General features: G+C 63.8%; 21 protein-coding genes and 1 pseudogene. 9 read left to right on the forward strand and 13 right to left on the reverse strand.

Going from position 1 to position 19,882, the window contains the following annotated elements; translation table 11 throughout:
• Positions 1-51: 51 nt before the first annotated feature.
• From LB535_RS23860 to LB535_RS23910, 11 genes are all read right to left on the reverse strand, one after another.
• Complete coding sequence (locus LB535_RS23860) at positions 52-3,039, reverse strand: 2-oxoglutarate dehydrogenase E1 component (protein ID WP_224630546.1); 2,988 nt, start codon at positions 3,037-3,039, stop codon at positions 52-54.
• A 136-nt stretch (positions 3,040-3,175) separates the two neighbouring features.
• Positions 3,176-4,078 carry a succinate--CoA ligase subunit alpha gene (gene sucD, locus LB535_RS23865; protein WP_095820284.1) on the reverse strand — a complete coding sequence of 301 codons (903 nt, stop codon included), beginning with the start codon at positions 4,076-4,078 and terminating at the stop codon, positions 3,176-3,178.
• A gap of 27 nt (positions 4,079-4,105) precedes the next feature.
• A complete protein-coding gene (locus LB535_RS23870; protein ID WP_095769536.1) occupies positions 4,106-4,522 on the reverse strand; it encodes a PIN domain-containing protein in 417 nt (138 codons plus the stop codon).
• Positions 4,449-4,745, reverse strand: a complete 297-nt coding sequence (locus tag LB535_RS23875; RefSeq protein WP_140846351.1) for a hypothetical protein — start codon at positions 4,743-4,745, stop codon at positions 4,449-4,451. Before LB535_RS23875 ends, LB535_RS23870 begins: the two co-directional genes overlap by 74 nt.
• 77 nt (positions 4,746-4,822) lie before the next feature.
• On the reverse strand, positions 4,823-5,320 hold the full coding sequence (locus LB535_RS23880) for a DUF1579 family protein (protein WP_224633948.1): 498 nt from the start codon (positions 5,318-5,320) through the stop codon (positions 4,823-4,825).
• A 3-nt stretch (positions 5,321-5,323) separates the two neighbouring features.
• A complete protein-coding gene (locus tag LB535_RS23885) occupies positions 5,324-5,695 on the reverse strand; it encodes a cupin domain-containing protein (protein WP_224633949.1) in 372 nt (123 codons plus the stop codon).
• 5 nt (positions 5,696-5,700) lie between these two features.
• The gene (gene sucC / locus LB535_RS23890) at positions 5,701-6,894 is read right to left on the reverse strand and encodes an ADP-forming succinate--CoA ligase subunit beta (RefSeq protein WP_224633950.1); all 1,194 of its coding nucleotides are present in this window, start codon (positions 6,892-6,894) and stop codon (positions 5,701-5,703) included.
• A gap of 36 nt (positions 6,895-6,930) precedes the next feature.
• Complete coding sequence (mdh, locus tag LB535_RS23895; protein WP_224633951.1) at positions 6,931-7,899, reverse strand: malate dehydrogenase; 969 nt, start codon at positions 7,897-7,899, stop codon at positions 6,931-6,933.
• A gap of 287 nt (positions 7,900-8,186) precedes the next feature.
• The gene (gene zapE, locus LB535_RS23900) at positions 8,187-9,389 is read right to left on the reverse strand and encodes a cell division protein ZapE (RefSeq protein WP_224633952.1); all 1,203 of its coding nucleotides are present in this window, start codon (positions 9,387-9,389) and stop codon (positions 8,187-8,189) included.
• A 73-nt stretch (positions 9,390-9,462) separates the two neighbouring features.
• Positions 9,463-10,002, reverse strand: coding sequence for a protease inhibitor Inh/omp19 family protein (locus LB535_RS23905; RefSeq protein WP_224633953.1), 540 nt, complete (start codon positions 10,000-10,002; stop codon positions 9,463-9,465).
• 197 nt (positions 10,003-10,199) lie between these two features.
• Entirely contained in the window at positions 10,200-10,637 is a 438-nt protein-coding gene (locus LB535_RS23910; protein WP_224633954.1) for a VOC family protein, read from the reverse strand.
• Between the two features lie 128 nt (positions 10,638-10,765).
• Between LB535_RS23910 and LB535_RS23915 the strand changes: the two are divergent.
• From LB535_RS23915 to LB535_RS23950, 8 genes and pseudogenes are all read left to right on the forward strand, one after another.
• Positions 10,766-11,764, forward strand: a pseudogene (locus LB535_RS23915) (MBL fold metallo-hydrolase); the annotation flags it as partial.
• 70 nt (positions 11,765-11,834) lie between these two features.
• Positions 11,835-11,996: a DUF1328 family protein gene (locus LB535_RS23920; protein WP_031195454.1), complete on the forward strand. Its 162-nt coding sequence runs from the start codon at positions 11,835-11,837 to the stop codon at positions 11,994-11,996.
• Between the two features lie 194 nt (positions 11,997-12,190).
• Complete coding sequence (gene dapF / locus LB535_RS23925) at positions 12,191-13,075, forward strand: diaminopimelate epimerase (RefSeq protein ID WP_224633955.1); 885 nt, start codon at positions 12,191-12,193, stop codon at positions 13,073-13,075.
• Entirely contained in the window at positions 13,075-14,403 is a 1,329-nt protein-coding gene (mtaB, locus tag LB535_RS23930; protein WP_224633956.1) for a tRNA (N(6)-L-threonylcarbamoyladenosine(37)-C(2))-methylthiotransferase MtaB, read from the forward strand. Before dapF ends, mtaB begins: the two co-directional genes overlap by 1 nt.
• Before the next feature lie 14 nt (positions 14,404-14,417).
• Positions 14,418-16,043 (forward strand): signal recognition particle-docking protein FtsY, encoded by a 1,626-nt coding sequence (gene ftsY, locus LB535_RS23935; protein ID WP_224633957.1) that lies wholly within the window; start codon positions 14,418-14,420, stop codon positions 16,041-16,043.
• A 62-nt stretch (positions 16,044-16,105) separates the two neighbouring features.
• The gene (locus LB535_RS23940) at positions 16,106-16,762 is read left to right on the forward strand and encodes a septation protein A (RefSeq protein WP_224633958.1); all 657 of its coding nucleotides are present in this window, start codon (positions 16,106-16,108) and stop codon (positions 16,760-16,762) included.
• A gap of 62 nt (positions 16,763-16,824) precedes the next feature.
• Complete coding sequence (locus LB535_RS23945; protein WP_224633959.1) at positions 16,825-17,445, forward strand: pyridoxamine 5'-phosphate oxidase family protein; 621 nt, start codon at positions 16,825-16,827, stop codon at positions 17,443-17,445.
• A 37-nt stretch (positions 17,446-17,482) separates the two neighbouring features.
• Positions 17,483-18,016, forward strand: a complete 534-nt coding sequence (locus LB535_RS23950) for an NADPH-dependent FMN reductase (RefSeq protein ID WP_224633960.1) — start codon at positions 17,483-17,485, stop codon at positions 18,014-18,016.
• Between the two features lie 198 nt (positions 18,017-18,214).
• Here the strand turns inward: LB535_RS23950 and LB535_RS23955 are convergent, their stop codons facing one another.
• Together LB535_RS23955 and LB535_RS23960 are read right to left on the reverse strand one after the other, a co-directional pair.
• Complete coding sequence (locus LB535_RS23955) at positions 18,215-18,421, reverse strand: tautomerase family protein (protein WP_224633961.1); 207 nt, start codon at positions 18,419-18,421, stop codon at positions 18,215-18,217.
• A 28-nt stretch (positions 18,422-18,449) separates the two neighbouring features.
• Positions 18,450-19,370 carry an SMP-30/gluconolactonase/LRE family protein gene (locus tag LB535_RS23960; protein WP_224633962.1) on the reverse strand — a complete coding sequence of 307 codons (921 nt, stop codon included), beginning with the start codon at positions 19,368-19,370 and terminating at the stop codon, positions 18,450-18,452.
• Positions 19,371-19,643: 273 nt separating this feature from the next.
• Between LB535_RS23960 and LB535_RS23965 the strand changes: the two genes are divergently transcribed.
• Positions 19,644-19,808: a hypothetical protein gene (locus LB535_RS23965; protein WP_224633963.1), complete on the forward strand. Its 165-nt coding sequence runs from the start codon at positions 19,644-19,646 to the stop codon at positions 19,806-19,808.
• Positions 19,809-19,882: the final 74 nt, after the last annotated feature.

Here is a 19,882-nt window from a genome sequence, read left to right on the forward strand (position 1 = left end):
GTTGTCTTCTTGAGGTCTGTTTCGTCCGGTCTGCTTACCCGCCCAGCGCCCTTATTCGCCGAGCGCGTCGTCGAGCAGCGCGGCCAGCTGGCTGAGATGCTTCGACATCAACCCTGTCGCCGGCGAGGCAGAGGCCGGCCGGCCGGTGTAGCGCACCCGCTGATGCTTGGCGTCGATATGCGCCAGCACCCATTCGAGATAGGGATCGATGAACGACCAGGCGCCCATGTTCTTGGGCTCCTCCTGGCACCACACCATCTCGGCATTGCGGAAACGCGACAGCTCGGTGATCAGCGCCTTGGCCGGGAACGGATAGAGCTGTTCGACGCGCAGCAAATAGATGTCGTTGATGCCGCGCTTCTCGCGCTCCTCGTAGAGGTCGTAATAGACCTTGCCCGAGCACAGCACGACGCGGCGGATCTTGGAGTCTTTCACCAGCTTGATCGGCTGGTCGGCCAAGAGCTGCGCATCGTCCCAAAGCAGTCGGTGGAACGAGCTTTCGCCCGACATCTCCGACAGAGTCGACACCGCCCGCTTGTGGCGCAGCAGCGACTTCGGCGTCATCAGGATCAGCGGCTTGCGGAAGTCGCGCTTCAGCTGCCGGCGCAGGATATGGAAATAGTTGGCCGGCGTGGTGACGTTGGCGACCTGCATATTGTCTTCGGCGCAAAGTTGCAGAAAGCGCTCCAGCCGCGCCGACGAGTGCTCCGGCCCCTGGCCCTCATAGCCATGCGGCAGCAGGCAGACGAGACCCGACATGCGAAGCCACTTGCGCTCGCCCGACGAGATGAACTGGTCGAACACCACCTGGGCGCCATTGGCGAAGTCGCCGAACTGCGCTTCCCACAGCGTCAGCGCCTTGGGCTCGGCCAGGCTGTAGCCGTATTCGAAGCCGAGCACCGCCTCTTCCGACAGCATCGAGTTGATGACCTCGTAGCCGGCCTGCGCCGCCGACAGGTTGTTGAGCGGAATGTAGCGGGTCTCGTCGCGCTGGTCGTAAAGCACCGAATGGCGCTGCGAGAAGGTACCGCGCTCCGAATCCTGCCCGGAAAGCCGGATCGGATTGCCGTCGAGCAGGATAGCGCCGAAAGCCAGCGCCTCGGCTGTCGACCAATCGATGCCTTCGCCCGACTCGATTGCCTGGCGGCGGTTTTCAAGGAAGCGCAGGATGGTCTTGTGGGCCTCAAAATCCTTCGGCACCTCGGTCAGCTTCTTGCCGATCTCCTTCAGCGTGCGCACCGGCACGGCGGTCTTGCCGCGCCGCTGTTCGTCCTGGTTGTCGGCGGTGCGCAGGCCCGACCACGCGCCGTCCAGCCAGTCGGCCTTGTTGGGCTTGTAGTGCTGGCCGACTTCCCATTCGGCTTCCAGATGCGCGCGCCAGTCGGCCCGCATCTTGTCGACCTCGGCCTGGGTGACGTGGCCTTCGGCAATCAGCCGGTCGGCATAGATCTGCACCACCGTCTTATGGCTGCGGATGTTTCGGTACATGATCGGCTGGGTGAAGGACGGCTCATCGCCCTCATTGTGGCCGAAGCGGCGGTAGCAGAACATGTCCACCACCACCGGCTTGTGGAACTTCATGCGGAATTCGGTCGCAACCTTCGCGGCATGCACCACCGCTTCCGGATCGTCGCCATTGACGTGGAAGATCGGCGCCTCGATCATCTTGGCCACATCCGACGGATAGGGCGAGGAGCGCGAGAAGCGCGGATTGGTGGTGAAACCGATCTGGTTGTTGATGATGAAATGCAGCGTGCCGGCGACGCGATGCCCGCGCAGGCCCGACAGGCCGAGGATTTCCGCGATCACGCCCTGGCCGGCAAAGGCGGCGTCGCCGTGCAAAAGCAGCGGCATGACCTTGGCGCGCTCAGACAGCGGCACGATCTCGCCGCGCTCACGGCCGGACAACTGATCCTGCTTGGCGCGCGCCTTGCCCATCACGACAGGGTCGACGATTTCCAGATGCGAGGGATTGGCCGTCAGCGACAGGTGCACCTTGTTGCCGTCGAACTCGCGGTCCGACGAGGCGCCGAGGTGATACTTGACGTCGCCCGAGCCTTCGACTTCGTCGGGAGCCGCCGAGCCGCCCTTGAATTCGTGGAAGATGGCGCGGTGCGGCTTGGCCATCACCTGGGAGAGCACGTTGAGGCGGCCGCGATGCGCCATGCCGAGCACGATTTCCTTCAAGCCGAGCTGGCCGCCGCGCTTGACGATCTGTTCCAGCGCCGGGATCAGCGACTCGCTGCCATCGAGGCCGAAACGCTTGGTGCCCTTGTACTTGACGTCGATATATTGCTCGAAGCCCTCGGCCTCGACCAGCTTCGACAGGATCGCCTTCTTGCCGGTGGCGGTGAAGGTGATCTCCTTGTCGGCGCCTTCGATGCGCGCTTGGATCCAGGCCTTCTCTTCCGGGTCGGAGATGTGCATGAACTCGACGCCGAGCGTCGAGCAATAGGTGCGGGTCAGGATATCCAGCATCTGCCGGATGGTGCCGAATTCGAGGCCCAGCACATTGTCGAGGAAGATCGGCCGATCGTAATCGGCTTCGGTGAAGCCATAATTCTCCGGCGACAGCTCGTTGTAATCCTCGAGCGGCTTGGCGATGCCGAGCGGGTCGAGATTGGCGTGCAGGTGGCCGCGCATGCGGTAGGCGCGGATCATCATGATGGCGCGCACGGAATCGCGCGTCGCCTGGTGCACGTCGGCGTCGGAAAGCATCGCGCCGTTGATGACGGCCTTTTCCTTGACCTTCTTTTCGATCGCCTTTTCGACGAGACCCCAATTGCCGTCTAGCGCCGAGACCAGCTCGCCATTGGCCTGCAGCGGCCAGGAAGGCTTCGCCCAGGACGCACCCTTGGCGTTCTTGCGGACATCGCCCGCGTCGTCCTTCAGCGCCGCGAAGAAATCCTGCCACTCCGGATCGACGGAGGCGGGATTGTCCTCATAGGCCGCGTAGAGCGCGTCGATATAGTCGGCATTGCCGCCATAAAGAAATGAGGTGAGCGAGAATTGGTCGTTGGCCTGATCTTGTCTTGCCATTTTCGTCTGCGGAGCCTGGCTCCGTCTCCTTTTTGGAGCGAATAGTGAGTAGCGAATAGCGAGTAGGGACTGCCCGGATCGCGCTGCTACTCTGTTTTTCCTATTCGCTATTCGCTACTCACTATTCGCTACTCACTTAACCCTTGATCGCCTCGACCAGCGTCGTCCCGAGCCGCGCCGGCGAGGGCGAAACTTTTATTCCGGCCGATTCCATCGCCGCGATCTTGTCTTCCGCGCCGCCCTTGCCGCCCGAGATCACCGCGCCCGCGTGGCCCATGGTGCGGCCGGCCGGCGCGGTGCGCCCGGCGATGAAGCCCGCCATTGGTTTCTTGCGGCCGCGCTTGGCTTCGTCCTTGAGGAACTGCGCGGCGTCTTCCTCGGCCGAGCCGCCGATCTCGCCGATCATGATGATCGACTTGGTCTCGTCGTCGGCGAGGAACATCTCCAGCACGTCGATGAATTCGGTGCCCTTGACCGGATCGCCGCCGATGCCCACCGCTGTGGTCTGGCCGAGGCCGACATTGGTGGTCTGGAAGACTGCCTCATAGGTAAGCGTTCCCGAGCGCGAAACAACGCCGACCGAGCCCTTGCGGAAGATGTTGCCGGGCATGATGCCGATCTTGCATTCGTCGGGCGTCAGCACGCCCGGGCAGTTCGGGCCGATCAGCCGCGAGGTGGAGCGGTCGAGCCGGGCCTTGACCTTGACCATGTCCATCACAGGAATGCCTTCGGTGATGCAGACGATGAGTGGGATCTCGGCCTCGATCGCCTCGATGATGGCTTCGCCGGCTCCCGCAGGCGGCACGTAGATGACGGAAGCGTTGGCGCCGGTCTTTGCCTTGCCCTCGGCGACGGTGGCGAAGATCGGCAGGCTTTCGCCTTTCGAACCGGTCCAGGTTTCGCCGCCCTTCTTGGGATGGATGCCGCCCACCATCTTGGTGCCGTGATAGGCCAGCGCCTGCTCGGTGTGGAACGTGCCGGTCTTGCCGGTCAGACCCTGAACCAAGACCTTGGTGTTCTTGTCGACGAGAATGGACATGGGTGGGAACGCCTCTGAATTCAGCGATTACAAGAAAGGATTGACGGCCCGGACCGAGCCATAGACCTGGTTGTGGTTGAGATCTTCGGTGTAGAAAATCGGCGCGCCGAGCCGTTCCGCGGCTGCAAGCAACGCCGCGTCGTAATATTTGAGCTGATAGCGACGCGCGAGACGAAGCCCCGCGATGACATAGGCCTGATCGACCGGGACAAAAGGAAGCGTGCCGAGAAAGACCAGCCATTGGTCGACCACAGCATCGGCCGAGACCGACTTCCGCCTTGCCACGTTGGCGAACTCTGCCAAGGTCTGGCCAGAGACGCCGAACACGGTCCCGAGGACCAGGCCTTGCGCGATATCGTGGCGGCGAGGATCACTCGTCCTCTCCGAAGCCGCGTACAGGAGGACGTTCGAGTCGAGAAAGCATTCTATCCTCTCGTTCGGCATAGATCTCGTCCCGGTTCCATTTGTATGCAGGGCCTAGATCGAGCGGCGATTCTTTCATCAACCTGCGCATGCCTTCCCGCGCCCAGGCGATCCGGTCTTCCTGCTCGACCTCATGCGCGAGCAGCGTGCGAATAAGGGCATTGAGCGTCGTCTGGCGACGCCCAGCGAGGCCGCGCGCCTTTTCAAGGAGGGCCTCGTCAATGGCCAAGGTGACATTCTTCATTGTCCGTCTCCACATAAATACACAGGTATAATATGTGTGATTATGTGTGACCCTTCAACCGTCCTGATCTCCATCGCTCAGCCTTCCTTCATCTCGGAAGGCGAAACGCGCCGGTAGAGGCCGCTCACCATGTCTTGCCACGCATCGCTGCCGGCGGGCTTGAACTGAAGTTTCATGCGGTAGGCGTCAGTGCCGTCAAAGCTGTACGCCATGCGCGCGGCGCCGCGCGGCGACGAACGTTCCAGCATCAGCTCGCTGCGGTTCCACGTGCCGGTAGCCGGCGACATCGGCACGAACCCCATCGAGTCGAACTGATGCATGGTGACGAGGCCGCTCTGCTGGTCGAAGCCGAACACATTATGCGCGCCGAACGAGACGGTGCCGTCGCGGCGCTGGCGATAACGCTGCACCACGAACAGGCCGCCGAACTCAGCCTCGGCCTGCAGTTCCGACGTTGCCGTGCCGGCATCGGTCCATTGCGTGGCCGCGACCTCTTCCTCGCCGCGCCACGCGCCGACCAGCGCCTGCAGGCGTTGGTGACCGTCCGAGAGGGAGGAGAAGGGTGACGCGTTCATGGCTCAGAGCCGCTTCAGGTCGGTGACGGTGAGGTCACTCCGGGCGTTGCCGGTGTTCAAGGTCGTCGCCGGCTCGAACATCAGCACCACCGGCTCCGGCGTCAGCGAGCGCGGGCGGTGCTCGACGCCGCGCGGCACGACGATGAAATCGCCCTCGCCGAGTTCGACCGGCCCGTCGCGAAAATCGATGGCGATCCTGCCGCGCAGCACGAGGAAAGCTTCGTCCTCATGGTCATGCGCATGCCAGTCGAAGGTCTCGCCGAACTTGGCGACCTTGGCCTGAGCATCGTTGACATCGCCGGCGATATACGGATCGAAGACCTTGGCGATCTTCGCGTCCGCCGCCTCGACTAGGTTTATCTTGCGCGGAGGCATCCGCTTTAGCCCTTCACCGCCTTGACGATCTTCTTGGCCGCATCGTCGAGATCGTCGGCCGACACGACGTTGAGGCCGCTGTCGTTGATGATCTTCTTGCCGAGCTCGGCATTGGTGCCTTCCAGCCGCACCACCAGCGGCACCTTCAGGCCCACCTCCTTGACCGCGGCGATCACACCTTCGGCGATGACATCGCATTTCATGATGCCGCCGAAGATGTTGATCAGGATGCCTTCGACCGCCGGATCCTTGGTGATGATCTTGAACGCCGCCGTGACCTTTTCCTTGGAGGCGCCGCCGCCGACGTCGAGGAAGTTAGCCGGCTCAGCACCGTAGAGCTTGATGATGTCCATCGTCGCCATGGCAAGGCCGGCGCCGTTGACCATGCAGCCGATATTGCCGTCGAGCGCGACATAGGCGAGGTCGTATTTCGACGCCTCGATCTCCTTCTCGTCCTCCTCGGAGGTGTCGCGCAATTCCATCACGTCCGGGTGGCGGAACAGCGCGTTGTTGTCGAACGACACTTTGGCGTCCAAGACGCGCAGATGGCCGTCCTTCATGACGATCAGCGGATTGACCTCGAGCAGGCTCATGTCCTTCTCGACGAAGGCCTTGTAGAGGATCGGGAACAGCGTGCCGCCATCCTTCGCCGCATCGCCGTCGAGCTTCAGCGCGGCGTTGAGCTTCTTCACGTCGTCGGCGCTCACGCCCTTTTCCGGATCGATGGCAACGGTGACGATCTTTTCCGGCGTATCGTGCGCGACCGTCTCGATGTCCATGCCGCCCTCGGTCGAGACGACGAAGGCGATGCGGCCGACCGAGCGGTCGACCAGGATCGACAGATAGAGCTCGCGCTCGATGTCGGCGCCGTCCTCGATATAGAGGCGGTTGACCTGCTTGCCGGCAGGTCCCGTCTGCTTGGTGACCAGCGTGTGGCCGAGCATCTCGTTGGCATTGGCGACGACTTCCGCCGCCGACTTCGCCAGGCGCACGCCGCCCTTGGCATCGGGGCCGAGCTCCTTGAACTTGCCCTTGCCGCGGCCGCCGGCGTGGATCTGGCTCTTCACGACATAGAGCGGGCCGGGCAGCGCTTCTGCCGCGGCTTCCGCCTCGCTGGCTTTGAACACCGGAACGCCGCTTGCGACCGGCGCGCCAAACGTCTTCAGCAGCGCCTTGGCCTGATACTCATGGATGTTCATGCGCTTGGTCTCCGGAGAGGGTTGCTAGCCGCGAGATTACTTGCCGGCGAGATGCGGGGCGATCTTGGTGCAGGCCTCGGTGAGGCCCTGCACGGCCGCCACCGAATTGTCGAACATCTTCTGCTCAGCCTTGGAGAGATCGATCTCGATGACGCGCTCGACGCCGCCGGCGCCGATCACCACCGGGACGCCGACATAGGTATTCTTCACGCCATACTGGCCCGAGAGATGCGCGGCGCAGGGCAGCACGCGCTTCTTGTCCTTGAGATAGGATTCGGCCATCGCGATCGCGGAAGCCGCCGGCGCGTAATAGGCCGAGCCGGTCTTCAACAGGCCGACGATTTCGGCGCCGCCATCGCGGGTGCGCTGCACGATCTGGTCGAGCTTCTCCTTCGAGGTCCAGCCCATCTTGACGAGGTCGGGCAGCGGGATGCCCGAGACGGTCGAATAGCGGATCATCGGCACCATGGAATCGCCGTGGCCGCCGAGCACAAAGGCGGTGACGTCCTCGACCGAGACCTTGAACTCTTCGGCCAGGAAATAGCGGAAACGCGCGCTGTCGAGCACACCGGCCATGCCGACGACATGGCTGGTCGGCAGGCCGGAGAACTTCTGCAGCGCCCACACCATGGCGTCGAGCGGGTTGGTGATGCAGATGACGAAGGCCTTCGGCGCATATTTCTTGAGGCCGGCGCCAACCTGTTCCATCACCTTCAGGTTGATGCCAAGAAGGTCGTCGCGGCTCATGCCGGGCTTGCGCGGCACGCCGGCGGTGACGATGCAGACATCCGCGCCCTCGATGCCGGCATAGTCGTTGACGCCGGTCAGCCGGGAATCGAAGCCGTCGATCGGCGAAGACTGCGCGATGTCGAGACCCTTGCCCTGCGGAATGCCCTCGGCGATATCGAACAGCACCACGTCGCCGAGATCCTTGAGGCCGATCATATGGGCGAGCGTGCCGCCGATCATGCCCGAGCCGATGAGCGCTATCTTGTTGCGTGCCATGTGAGGATGTTTTCCTTTGTCTGTGACGAAGTCGTGACGGGCCGGAGGGGCCGAAAGGATGCGGGAAACCGCGAGATTTGGCCGCACCGAATAACTCCGGCGCGCAAGAAATTCAAACGATTATTTTGAGCCTAACGTTTTCAATCGGTTAGATGCACTGGGAATTACGTAAACGTCAAAGTTTATGAGCCGACTGAGGAGAATTTACACAATGAACGTCGAAATCAGAAGGCTTCATCCGGGCGATGACGCGGTTGTGACTTAAGCAGGGCACCGCTGAACGAAATTCAGGCTTGCGCCTGCCTCACCTCTGCAGCCGCCACCTCCTTTTTTCGCCGTTCCGCCCAGCCGTCCAGCCAGTCGCGGCTCTGCATCTCGACCAGGCGCGAGGCTGTACGCTCGAATTCGAACACTTCCGTGCCGCGCTTGGCCGTATAAAGCCGTTCGGGCGGCGCCGCCGCGCTCATCACCAGCCGCATGCGGTGGTCGTAGAGCGTGTCGATCAAAAGGATGAAGCGCTTGGCCTCGTTGCGCTTGCCTTCGCCCAGCACCGGCACATGGTCGATGAAAACGGTCGAGAAGCGGCCGGCGATCGCCAGATAGTCGCGCGCGCCGAGCGGCTTTTCGCAGAGGTCGGCAAAGGAAAAGCGCGCCGCGTCGCCGGCGGCGCGCGGCACGACGAGGTGGCGGCCTTTCAGCGTCAGCGTCACCTCGCCGATCGGCTGGCCATGCGTCATCGCCTTCCAGGCCTCGTCGAGCGCGCGCTCGGCCGCGGCGTCGTCCGGCGTGACATAGACCGGCTGGCGGTTGAGCTTTTCCTGCCGGTAATCCTTCTCGGCATTCAGCGTCATCACATGTGCATTGCGCTCGAGCAGCGAGATGAACGGCAGGAAGAGCTGGCGGTTCAGCCCGTCGCGATAAAGATTCTCCGGCGCCACATTGGAGGTGGCGACCAGCACCACGCCGTTGGCGAACAGCGCCGAGAACAGGCGCGACAGGATCATCGCGTCGGCGATGTCGGTGACCGAGAATTCGTCGAAGCACAGCACCCAGGCTTCATCGGCGAGCGCCCGCGCCACCGGCGGGATCGGGTCGTCTTCCTTGACGTCGCCATTCTTGCGCGCCTGCCGGTGCTTCTGGATACGATCCTGCACATCGGCCATGAAGTCGTTGAAATGCACGCGGCGCTTGCGCCGGACCGGCAACAGCTCGAAGAACATGTCCATCAGCATGGTCTTGCCGCGACCAACGCCGCCATGGATGTAGAGGCCTTTGACCGGCTCGCGCGGCTGACGCTTGGCCGCGAACAACCAGCCCAGCGCGCTCGATTTATGCGCCAGCCTTTTGGCCGAGATCTCGTCTATCAACCGATCGAGCGCAGCGACGATCCGCTCCTGCGCCGGGTCGCGCTCGGCCGCCCCGCTTTGGACGAGATGCTCGTAGCGCTGCCTGACGGTCGCGTGGGTCTGGATACCGTCGCGCAGACGCATGGGTAAGTCATTCCAGAGCAATCCGGGGGAAACGGTTCCCATCCGGAATTGCGTAAACAGGGGCGGTTTCGCGTTATCTTGTAAGCGAGATCGGCTGCCCGTTGGAAGTCTGGCCGTCGAACTTTTCGCCGCCGGACGAATAGAGCCTGGCCAGCGTGCCGCCGTTTTCGTCGTAAAGCGTCAGCTGCTTGCCGGCGACATTCCACGATTTGATGCCGTCGATCGGCGCCGGGCAGTGCAGCGGACCGGCGCGGTAGCCGGCGCCGAACTTGGTCTGCGGCGTCGCCACCTTGCAGCTCTGCCCGGAGACATTGACGTTCCAGACGCCGGCGACGCTGGCCGCGGTGAGATCGGTGGCGCCGGCGGGCGCCGTGCCGTCCGGCGGCAGCGACGCGACCTGAGTGTTCTTCGGAGCGGTCGGAAATTGCGACGGATCGGCGGCGCCGGGGGAAGCCGGCGGCGGCAGCTGATTCTGCGTCACCGTGCCGGAGGGTGCCGGGGTCAACGGTGTCGGCTGCTGGTCGTCCATCGACGAGAAGCGCGAAGTCGAGCAGCCGCTCGCAACGAGCACGGCCAGCGATACGGCCACAAGGCCAGTCCTTGAAAAATGCATTTACCACCTCCGTCGGATCTGGCCGGGGGGAGCCATCCGCGTAATCTCCGCTTCACCAAGACGGCGAAGGTGGCAGAATTTCAACCCGATATGGTTAAAATAGGGTTTTCGAAATGGCTGTTGCAAATTTATCGCAGCGGAGGGCCACAGTCGGGAAGCCGCCGCTGAAAACCTTGTAATCTATTGAAATATCAATATTAAATCCTGGTGCTCGGCACGAACACATAACCATCCGGGCCGACGATGTAGCATTCGCGCAAGCCATGCGGCTTGTCGATCGAGCCGGCCAGCACGATGTGGCCGAGCGCGGCCGCCTTTTTCTCGACCGAGTCCGGATCGGCGCCGTAAAGGCGCAGTTCGATACCGGCCCCGCGAGTCTCGGCGCCTGCGGTGACGCCGATCATCGGATTGTCCAGATAGGAATGATCGGCGTGCAGCATGAAGATCGAGCCCAACAGCTCGATCGCCGCGAAATCCTCGTCGCCATAGATGATCCGGGCGCCAAGCACGTCGCGGCAGAAAGCCTCCATCGCCGTCAGGTCGGTAACCAACAGGTTGATGCCGACCCCAGGCGGCAGCGAGCGGCCGAAATCCTCGGCCTTCATCCACGGCGTCTTGGTCCGTTTCATCGCCATGACGGTTCCCCCTCTCTGCCCGATCCTAATTGAACGGGGCTTCGCCCGTTGGCATTCGCCAGCAAAATGCTTGCGCCAGGCCGGCGCGTCCTTATCTCAGGAGACGACACAAGCGGGCGGGAGACAGAATGGCCGCGAGGAAAGGAACCGCCAACCGCTACTACAGCGGGCCGCCCAGCGATCATTTCGACGGCGCCCTGTTCTTCAATCCCGGCGGCAAGCCGCCCGGGAGCTTCACCGATCTTCTCAAATGGCAATTCGGCGGCAGGCGGGCGAAATGGCCGGCTTCGGTTCCGAGCCCGTTTCCCCCGGCGAAGCCGGATAGACGGGTGGAAGGCAGCGCGCTGAGACTCACTATGGTCGGCCATGCTTCGCTTCTCATCCAGACGGCGGGGTTGAATATCCTGACCGACCCGGTCTGGTCGGAGCGCGCCTCGCCTTTCGCCTTCGCCGGGCCGAAGAGGGTCAATGCGCCGGGGATTGCCTTTGCCGACCTGCCGCCGATCGACCTGGTCCTGATCAGCCACAATCACTACGACCATCTCGACCTCGCCACACTGAAGCGGCTGAGGGAGAGACACGATCCGCTGGTGATCGCGCCGCTCGGCAATGACGCCATCATCGGCCGCGCGGCGCCCGGCATGCGGCTCAGCGTGCATGATTGGGGCGACAGGCTCGATGCCGGCACGGCTGCCATCCATGTCGAACCGGCGCATCACTGGTCGGCGCGCGGCGGGCGCGACCGCCGCATGGCGCTGTGGGCGGGCTTCGTCATCGAGACGATGGCCGGCAATATCTATTTCGCCGGCGACACCGGCTTCCATGACGGCATCAACTACCGGCTGATGGCGCAAAAGCATGGCGGCTTCCGCCTCGCCATCCTGCCGATCGGAGCCTATGAGCCGCACTGGTTCATGGCGCCGCAGCACCAGAATCCGCAGGAGGCCGTTCAGGGCATGAAGCTGTGCAACGCCGCCTTCGCCGCCGGCTGCCACTGGGGCACCTTCCACCTCACCGACGAGCCGGTCGATGAGCCGGCCCGGAAACTGGCCGAGGCTTTGGTCGCCGAAGACCTGCCGCCAGAGCGTTTCCGTGCCATGCGACCGGGAGAGCTGTGGGACGTGCCGGACCATCTACAAAGGAACCCAAACCGGCCAAACGCGTTGATCGGACGACGCAAACCGCTGGAGCTTCCCCATGATCAGGTGGATCATCATCCTTCTCATCATTGCCGCCGCCGCGAGCCTGCTCGGCATGCCGGCTTTGGCAGGCGCGGCCGCTACCGGCGCGCGCATCCTCATCGGCATCGTGCTGATCATCTTCCTGCTGATCGTGCTCGGCGTCTTCGCGGTAACATAAGCGCGACCACTTGGTCGTCGCTGGCGCGACCACCTGGTCGTCGCTGGCGCGACCACTTGGTCGTCGCGGCGCGACCGGTCGCTGCGCGGCCTCTTCTTCGTCGTCGCCAGAGCCACGCCGGACTGGTAATTCCCGCCCGTTTCCGCCATATAGCGCCCAAACGGATTGGCCAACGGATTGGAACGACCGGTTAGATGGCAGGCAGCGCCCCCTTCGCCAAGATGAACGGCATCGGCAACGAGATCATCGTTGCCGATATGCGCGGCCGCGCCGACAAGGTGACAGCGGCGGCCGCGATCGTCCTCAATGGCGACGCGGCGACGAAGTTCGACCAGATCATGGCGATCCACGACGCGAAGACGCCGGGCACAGCCTATTATATCGACATCCTGAACTCCGACGGCACCAGCGCGCAGGCCTGCGGCAACGGCATGCGCTGCGTCGTGCAGGCTTTGGCCGCCGAGACGGGCAACAAGAGCTTCACCTTCGAGACCCGCGCCGGCGTCTTGAACGCGCAGGAGCATGCGGACGGTCTTATTTCGGTCGACATGGGCAAGCCGCGTTTCGGCTGGCAGGAGATCCCGCTGGCGGAAGAATTCCGCGACACCCGCATGATCGAGCTGCAGATCGGCCCGATCGATGCCCCGGTGCTGCATTCGCCCTCGGCGGTGTCGATGGGCAACCCGCACGCGATCTTCTGGGTCGACAACGACGTCTGGTCTTATGAGCTGGACCGCTTCGGCCCGCTGCTCGAAAACCATCCGATCTTCCCCGAGCGCGCCAACATCACCATTGCCCAGGTGACTTCGCCCGAAACCATGATCATCCGTACCTGGGAGCGCGGCGCCGGCCTCACCAAGGCCTGCGGCTCGGCGGCTTGCGCCGCCGCGGTCGCGGCGGCCCGCACCAGGCGCACCGGCCGCAGCGTCTCGCTGGTCGCGCCCGGCGGCGGCGAGCTCAATGTCGAATGGCGCGACGACGATCACGTCATCCTGACAGGTGCCGCTGAATGGGAATTTTCCGGCAGCTTCGATCCCTCGACCGGCGCCTGGGCCCGCGACACCGAAAGCGCCGCCTGATGTCCGCCCTTCAAAAAGGCGTGGTATCCCAAGCCTCCACCACGACAGGTATCGACGTCGTCACCTTCGGCTGCCGGCTGAACACCTATGAATCCGAAGTGATGCGCCGCGAGGCCGAAAGCGCCGGCCTGGGCGAGCTCAATGGCGGCGCCTTCATCTTCAACACCTGCGCCGTCACGGCGGAAGCGGTGCGCCAGGCCAAGCAGGCGATCCGCAAGGCCCGCCGCGAGAACCCTTCAGCCCGCATCATCGTCACCGGCTGCGCGGCCCAGACCGAGCCGCAGAATTTCGCCGCAATGGACGAGGTCGACCTGGTGCTCGGCAATGAGGAGAAGCTCAAGGCCAACTCCTACCGCGCGCTGCCCGATTTCGGCGTCAACGACACCGAGAAGGCGCGCGTCAACGACATTTTTTCGGTGCGCGAGACGGCAAGCCACATGGTCGACGCCATCGAGGGCCGCGCGCGCGCCTTCGTGCAGGTGCAGAATGGCTGCGACCATCGCTGCACCTTCTGCATCATCCCTTACGGCCGCGGCAACTCGCGCTCCGTGCCTATGGGCGCGGTGGTCGAGCAGGTCAAGCGCCTCGCCGGCAACGGCTATGCCGAGATCGTGCTGACCGGCGTCGACATGACCAGCTTCGGCGCCGACCTGCCGGGCAGCCCGAAGCTGGGAAAGCTGGTGAAGACGATCCTGCGCCAGGTGCCCGACGTGAAGCGGCTAAGATTGTCCTCCATCGATTCCATCGAGGCCGACGACGACCTGCTTGACGCCATCGCCACTGAACAGAGACTGATGCCGCATCTGCATCTGTCGCTGCAATCGGGCGACGACATGATCCTGAAGCGCATGAAGCGCCGGCATTTCCGCGACCAGTCGATCCGCTTCTGCGAGGACGTGCGCAAGCTGCGTCCCGGCATCGTCTTCGGCGCCGACATCATCGCCGGCTTTCCGACCGAGACCGAGGCGATGTTCGAGAATTCGGAGAAAATCGTCGAGGAATGCGGCCTGACGCATCTCCACGTCTTTCCGTTCTCGCCACGCGAAGGCACGCCGGCCGCGCGCATGCCGCAGGTCCGCCGTGAAGTGGTGAAGGCGCGCGCCGCCAGGCTGCGCGCCGCCGGCGAGGCCGCCTATCGCCATCATTTGTCGTCGCTCTCCGGCACACGGCAATCGATCCTGGTCGAGCGCGACGGGCTCGGCCGCACCGAAGGTTTTACGCTGGCCGCGATCGACGCCGGCGCGCCCGGCGAGATCGTCGATGCCATGGTCGCCGGCCATGACGGCACCCGGCTGATTGCGGCCCCGCTTGCCGCGCAAGCCGCCTAAGAACTGCGAGACGTATGGCTGGTTTCTTCAAGAAGATATTTTCGTTCGGCAGCAAAGAGGTCGTCGAGGAGCGCGTCGACGAAGCGCTGCCGCCGATCAAGTGGGACGCGCTGGACGCGCTGAAGCCGGAGACTGGGCCTCAACCGGTTCCCGAAGAGCCGAAGCCCGAGCCTGCTCCATCCATCCCGCCGGTGCCAGAGCCCACCATTCCCGCCGAGCCGGAACCGCTGCCGCAGCCTGAGCCGGAAGAAGAGCCGCAGCCGGCGCCCGAGAAGCCGGAGCCGCCGGCCCCCGAGGAAGTGCCGCCGGCAAAACCCGAGCCTCAACCTGCGCCGACGCCCGAACCTGCTCCGCAGGAAGTGCCCGCACCTGCGCCGACGCAACCTGACATCGAGCCTTCGCGTCCGGAACCGCTGCCTGAGCAGCCACCGGTCGAAGTGCCGACGCCGCCTGCCGAAGTCCCGGTCGAAACGCCAGTGCCCATCGAGGTGCCACCAGCGGCGCCGCCCTCTGTGGAACCATCCGCCGAAGCCGTAGCGGAAATCGCGCCTCCTATTCGACAGCCCGCGCCCGTCGAGCTGCAGCCGATCCATGCCGAGATCGCACCGGAGCCGGAGGCTTTGCCGTCGCCGCCGACACCCGCGCCCTCTGCCGGCAAGGTAACCGTCTCAAAAAAGGTCGAGCAGAAGGCCGAACCGGTGAAGGCGCCGGAGCCGGCGCCGCGGCGCTCCTGGTTCCAGCGCATGCGCGAAGGGCTTGCCCGCTCATCGCGCGAGCTTACCGGCAACATCGCCGGCGTCTTCACCAAGCGAAAGCTGGACGAGGACACGCTGCAGGACCTGGAGGACGTGCTGATCCGCGCCGATCTCGGCGTGGAGACCGCGCTTCGCGTCACCGATTCGCTTGCCTCCAGCCGCTATGGTCGTGACGTCTCCGATTCCGAAGTCCGCGCCGTGATGGCGGCGGAGGTGGAGAAGGTGCTGACGCCGGTGGCAAAACCGCTCGAGCTCGACCTCAGCCACAAGCCGCATGTCGTCCTGGTCGTCGGCGTCAACGGCACCGGCAAGACCACCACCATCGGCAAGCTCGCCGCCAAGCTCACCGATGGCGGCCTGAAGGTGATGCTGGCCGCCGGCGACACGTTCCGCGCCGCCGCGATCGAGCAGCTCAAGATCTGGGGCGAACGCACGAAATCGCCCGTCATCGCCACCAAGCTCGGCGCCGATGCAGCGGGCCTTGCCTATGACGCCTTCGAGAAGGCCAAGGAGGCCGGCTCCGACGTGCTGATCATCGACACGGCCGGGCGCCTGCAGAACAAGACCGAGCTGATGGCCGAGCTGGAGAAGATCGTGCGCGTGCTGGGCAAGCTCGATCCCGAAGCGCCGCACACGGTGCTGCAGACGGTCGATGCCACCACCGGCCAGAACGCACTGAACCAGGTTGAGATCTTCCGCAACGTCGCCGGCGTCAACGGCCTGGTGATGACCAAGCTGGACGGCACGGCGCGCGGCGGTATTCTGGTGGCGATCGCCGCCAAGCACCGGCTGCCGGTCTATTTCATCGGCGTCGGCGAGCAGGTCGACGACCTTGAACCGTTTTCCGCCAGCGAATTCGCGAGAGCCATCGCCGGCGTGGCTTGAACAAGGCGCGATCTTGCAAGGCCGCCTGCTTTTCGGCCAGATCGTGCGCAAGAAGGACTTTTATGAACATCCTCGAACGCGACCCGTCCGATCCACGCCGCAAGCCGATCAACCCCGGCTTGAAGTTCCTGCTCGAGCTTGGCCCTGGCCTGGTGTTCTTCTTCACCACCATTCGCGGCGAGTGGCTGGCCGAGAAATTCCCGGTGCTCGCCCATCTCGGCGAGCCGATCCTGATCGCCACCGCCTTCTTCATGGTCGCGACGGCGCTTTCGCTCGGCGTCTCCTGGCTGCTGACGCGCAGCCTGCCGCTGATGCCGCTGGTCTCGGCGATCGTCGTGTTCGTTTTCGGCGCGCTGGCGCTTTACCTGCAGGACAAGACCTTCGCTTTCATGAAGCCGACGATCATCAATTCGCTGTTCGGCGTCACGCTGCTCGGCGGGCTGCTGTTCGGCCGCTCGCTGCTCGGCTACGTCTTCGATTCCGCCTTCCAGCTCGATGCCGAAGGCTGGCGCAAGCTGACCTTCCGCTGGGGGCTGTTCTTCCTGTTCCTCGCCGTGCTCAATGAGGTCGTGTGGCGCAACTTTTCCGAGGCGACCTGGCTTTATTTCAAGGTCTGGGGCACGATCCCGATCACTTTGCTGTTCACCTTCAGCCAGATGCCGCTGATCATGCGCCACTCGCTGGAGGAAAAAGCCAAGGAAGAGAAGGCCGGGAATTAAAGCAATTCCAGGAAAAGAGTGCAGCGGTTTCCGTCCGGAATTGCGCCAGAATGAGGGGCAGCATGGAATTCCTCACCACGCATGACGAGCTGAGGACGATCTACAAGACGCCCCGGCCGACCGACGGCTCTATCCGCAAGGAGCTCAAGGCTCTCGACGGCCATTGCCGATCCTTCATCGGCAAGAGCCCCTTCGTGCTGATCGGCTCCTCCGACGGCGCCGGCAATGCCGACGTGACGCCGAAAGGCGACAAGCCCGGCTTCACCGCCATCCTCGACAACGCCACCATCGCCATTCCCGACCGTCCAGGCAACAACCGCCTGGACACGCTGGAAAACATCATCCGCAACCCATCGGTCGGACTGCTCTTCCTCATTCCCGGCATGAACGAGACGCTACGCGTCAATGGCGACGCCCGCATCACTGTCGACCCGACCTTGCGCGAACGGCTGGCCGTCGACGGCAAGGAGCCGCAGAGCGTGATCCTGGTGACGGTCAAGGCCGCCTATATGCATTGCGCCAAGGCCTTCATGCGCTCCGATTTGTGGAAGCCGGAGACCTGGTACGACCGCGCGGCCCTGCCGACCCTCGGCCAGATCATCCGCGACCAGCTGGCGCTCAGCGAAAGCGCCGGCGAGATCGACCGCGAGCTGGACCACGATTACCGCCAGACCATGTGGTAGGCTTGCCGGACGACTCAACCCTTCGTCCGGCTCTCCCTTGATCGAGATCATCGCCATATCGGGCAGCCTGCGCGCCGCCTCGACCAACTCGGCCCTGGTTGCCGCATTGGCTGCCAACGCGCCCGCGGCCTGCCGTGTCCAGGTCTATGATGGCCTCGGCCGCTTGCCGATCTTCAACCCCGACGACGAGGGCGAGCGCACGCCGCCCGAAGCGGCAAAGTTGATCGAGATGATCACCCGCGCCGACGGTTTCATCGTCTCCTGCCCGGAATATGCGCATGGCGTGCCGGGCGGCATGAAGAATGCGCTGGACTGGCTGGTCTCGCGCGACGCAGCGGTGGGCAAGCCGGCGGTGCTGGTCCACGCCTCGCCCCGCTCGCTCTATGCGCGGGCAGCACTTGCCGAGATCATGCGGACGATGTCCTTCGCGATGTATGAGGAGACGGCGCTGGAGATCGCGCTGCTGGGCAAGAAGCCGGCCGAGGTGGAGACAATCCTCAGCGAGGACACGAACCGGCAGGCGATGCGCGGTGCGGTGCGGGATTTTGTGGAATTTATACGCGGGCGGTGAGTGGCGCGTCTTCCCCTTCTCCCCTTGTGGGAGAAGGTGGATCGGCGCGCAGCGCCGAGACGGATGAGGGGTGTTCCAGCGGAGTGAGACGACGGCAACCTCATCGCTGGACAAACGGCGTCGCCAAGCTGGAACACCCCTCATCCGAACCTCGCTTCGCGAGGCCACCTTCTCCCACAAGGGGAGAAGGGAGAGCCCCTACCCCTTCCTCCGCGTCTCGACATCGGTCTTGCCGACATACCAGTCGCGGGCGTTGACCTCCTCGAACACCACCCAGACGTCGTCATTGCCGAGCCCGGTGGCGTCCATGATGGCCGCAGTCACCTTCCTGGCGATGTCAGCCTTCTTGCCGACCGGATCGGCGGCAATCACTTCCTTGACGATGCGGATGTTGACGAACGGCATTTTTCTCTCCCGCTGATATGCCTCGCTGTCAGTACGTCTTAGCCCCGTTCACCATGAGCCGCACCATGTAGAGCGAGGTGGTGCCGGCGATGTAGAGGCAGTTGAGTTTGTTGCCGCCGAACACGCAGTTGGCGGTCACTTCCGGCACCTTCACCTTGCCGATCAGCGTGCCGTCCGGGTCGTAGCAATGGATGCCGTCGGCAGCACTTGTCCAGATGCGGCCGTCCGCATCGAGCCGGAAGCCGTCGAACAGGCCGGCGGTGCAGTCGGCGAACACCTTGCCGCCGGAAACCTTCTTGCCGTGCTTGCCGACATTGAAGACGCGCATATGCGCCGGATTCTTCTCGCCATGCGTGCGGCCGGTGTCGACGACATAGAGCAGGCTTTCGTCGAGCGAGAAGGCGAGCCCGTTCGGCCGCACCATGTCGGTGATGGCCGCCTCGACATCGCCGGTCTCGGGATCGACGCGATAGACATTGCAGGCGCCGATCTCGCTTTCGGCCTTGTCGCCCTCATAGTCGGTGTCGATGCCGTAGCTCGGATCGGTGAACCAGATCGAGCCGTCGGAGCGCACCACCACGTCGTTGGGCGAGTTCAGCCGCTTGCCCTTCCATTTGTCGGCTATGGTGGTGACCGAGCCGTCGAATTCCGTCCGGCTGACGCGGCGGCCGGAATGCTCGCAGGTTACCAGCCGGCCCTGCCGGTCGACCGTGTTGCCGTTGGAATTGCCGGACGGCTGGCGGAACACGCTGACGCTCCCGTCGGTCTCGTCATAGCGCAGCATGCGGTTGTTTGGAATATCCGACCAGACGACATAGCGGCCGGCGGCGAACCAGGCCGGTCCTTCTGCCCAGCGGCATCCGGTGAACAGCTTCTCCACCTGCGCGCTGCCGTTGAACAGGCGCGCAAAGCGCGGATCGAGAATTTCATAATAGTCTGCGGCCGCCATGCTTTTCCTCCCGGCATTCACGTGACGGGCGATCAAGCCAGCCCGAAGGCGATCTGGCAAGGCGGCAGTCTGCAATTTGTATGACAAAACGGATGAGAACTGCGTGAAGCGGACGGTCTCGTATGCCACGCCGGACGCATGGCCCGTTAGCTTGCGGTTAACCGGCTATGCGCTGGCTGCAATGGTGCATTGCAACATCTTTCTTTTGCAATGCATCATTCCTATGTCATGCTGGCAATCGTCAGGGAGGAATAACGAAGAAGGAACCCTGTCATGTTCGACAATCTTGTCTCCCGCGCCCGCGCCACCATGGCCAAGCGCCGCCACTACAACCGCCTTGTCGCCGAAATCGAGAACCTGTCCAGCCGCGATCTCGCCGATCTGCGCACCGACCGTTCCGAGATGCTCTACCAGATCCACAAGCAGATCTACGGCTGATCCTTTTCGACCCCGGCACGACTTTGCGGCGCGTTGAGATTCAGGTCAGGCCGAGTCGAAAGTGGTGGCTGCCG

Origin of the sequence: Mesorhizobium sp. CA10, from assembly GCF_020165285.1 — a bacterium.
Taxonomy (GTDB): Bacteria; Pseudomonadota; Alphaproteobacteria; order Rhizobiales; family Rhizobiaceae; genus Mesorhizobium.

What these genes read in the sequence shown, in the direction of transcription:
- LB535_RS23860 (WP_224630546.1), bottom strand. Translation starts at nt 3,039, where the DNA reads ATGGCAAGACAAGATCAGGCCAACGACCAATTCTCGCTCACCTCATTT.
- sucD (WP_095820284.1), bottom strand. Translation starts at nt 4,078, where the DNA reads ATGTCCATTCTCGTCGACAAGAACACCAAGGTCTTGGTTCAGGGTCTG.
- LB535_RS23870 (WP_095769536.1), bottom strand. Translation starts at nt 4,522, where the DNA reads ATGCCGAACGAGAGGATAGAATGCTTTCTCGACTCGAACGTCCTCCTG.
- LB535_RS23875 (WP_140846351.1), bottom strand. Translation starts at nt 4,745, where the DNA reads ATGAAGAATGTCACCTTGGCCATTGACGAGGCCCTCCTTGAAAAGGCG.
- LB535_RS23880 (WP_224633948.1), bottom strand. Translation starts at nt 5,320, where the DNA reads ATGAACGCGTCACCCTTCTCCTCCCTCTCGGACGGTCACCAACGCCTG.
- LB535_RS23885 (WP_224633949.1), bottom strand. Translation starts at nt 5,695, where the DNA reads ATGCCTCCGCGCAAGATAAACCTAGTCGAGGCGGCGGACGCGAAGATC.
- sucC (WP_224633950.1), bottom strand. Translation starts at nt 6,894, where the DNA reads ATGAACATCCATGAGTATCAGGCCAAGGCGCTGCTGAAGACGTTTGGC.
- mdh (WP_224633951.1), bottom strand. Translation starts at nt 7,899, where the DNA reads ATGGCACGCAACAAGATAGCGCTCATCGGCTCGGGCATGATCGGCGGC.
- zapE (WP_224633952.1), bottom strand. Translation starts at nt 9,389, where the DNA reads ATGCGTCTGCGCGACGGTATCCAGACCCACGCGACCGTCAGGCAGCGC.
- LB535_RS23905 (WP_224633953.1), bottom strand. Translation starts at nt 10,002, where the DNA reads ATGCATTTTTCAAGGACTGGCCTTGTGGCCGTATCGCTGGCCGTGCTC.
- LB535_RS23910 (WP_224633954.1), bottom strand. Translation starts at nt 10,637, where the DNA reads ATGGCGATGAAACGGACCAAGACGCCGTGGATGAAGGCCGAGGATTTC.
- LB535_RS23920 (WP_031195454.1), top strand. Translation starts at nt 11,835, where the DNA reads ATGATCAGGTGGATCATCATCCTTCTCATCATTGCCGCCGCCGCGAGC.
- dapF (WP_224633955.1), top strand. Translation starts at nt 12,191, where the DNA reads ATGGCAGGCAGCGCCCCCTTCGCCAAGATGAACGGCATCGGCAACGAG.
- mtaB (WP_224633956.1), top strand. Translation starts at nt 13,075, where the DNA reads ATGTCCGCCCTTCAAAAAGGCGTGGTATCCCAAGCCTCCACCACGACA.
- ftsY (WP_224633957.1), top strand. Translation starts at nt 14,418, where the DNA reads ATGGCTGGTTTCTTCAAGAAGATATTTTCGTTCGGCAGCAAAGAGGTC.
- LB535_RS23940 (WP_224633958.1), top strand. Translation starts at nt 16,106, where the DNA reads ATGAACATCCTCGAACGCGACCCGTCCGATCCACGCCGCAAGCCGATC.
- LB535_RS23945 (WP_224633959.1), top strand. Translation starts at nt 16,825, where the DNA reads ATGGAATTCCTCACCACGCATGACGAGCTGAGGACGATCTACAAGACG.
- LB535_RS23955 (WP_224633961.1), bottom strand. Translation starts at nt 18,421, where the DNA reads ATGCCGTTCGTCAACATCCGCATCGTCAAGGAAGTGATTGCCGCCGAT.
- LB535_RS23960 (WP_224633962.1), bottom strand. Translation starts at nt 19,370, where the DNA reads ATGGCGGCCGCAGACTATTATGAAATTCTCGATCCGCGCTTTGCGCGC.
- LB535_RS23965 (WP_224633963.1), top strand. Translation starts at nt 19,644, where the DNA reads ATGTTCGACAATCTTGTCTCCCGCGCCCGCGCCACCATGGCCAAGCGC.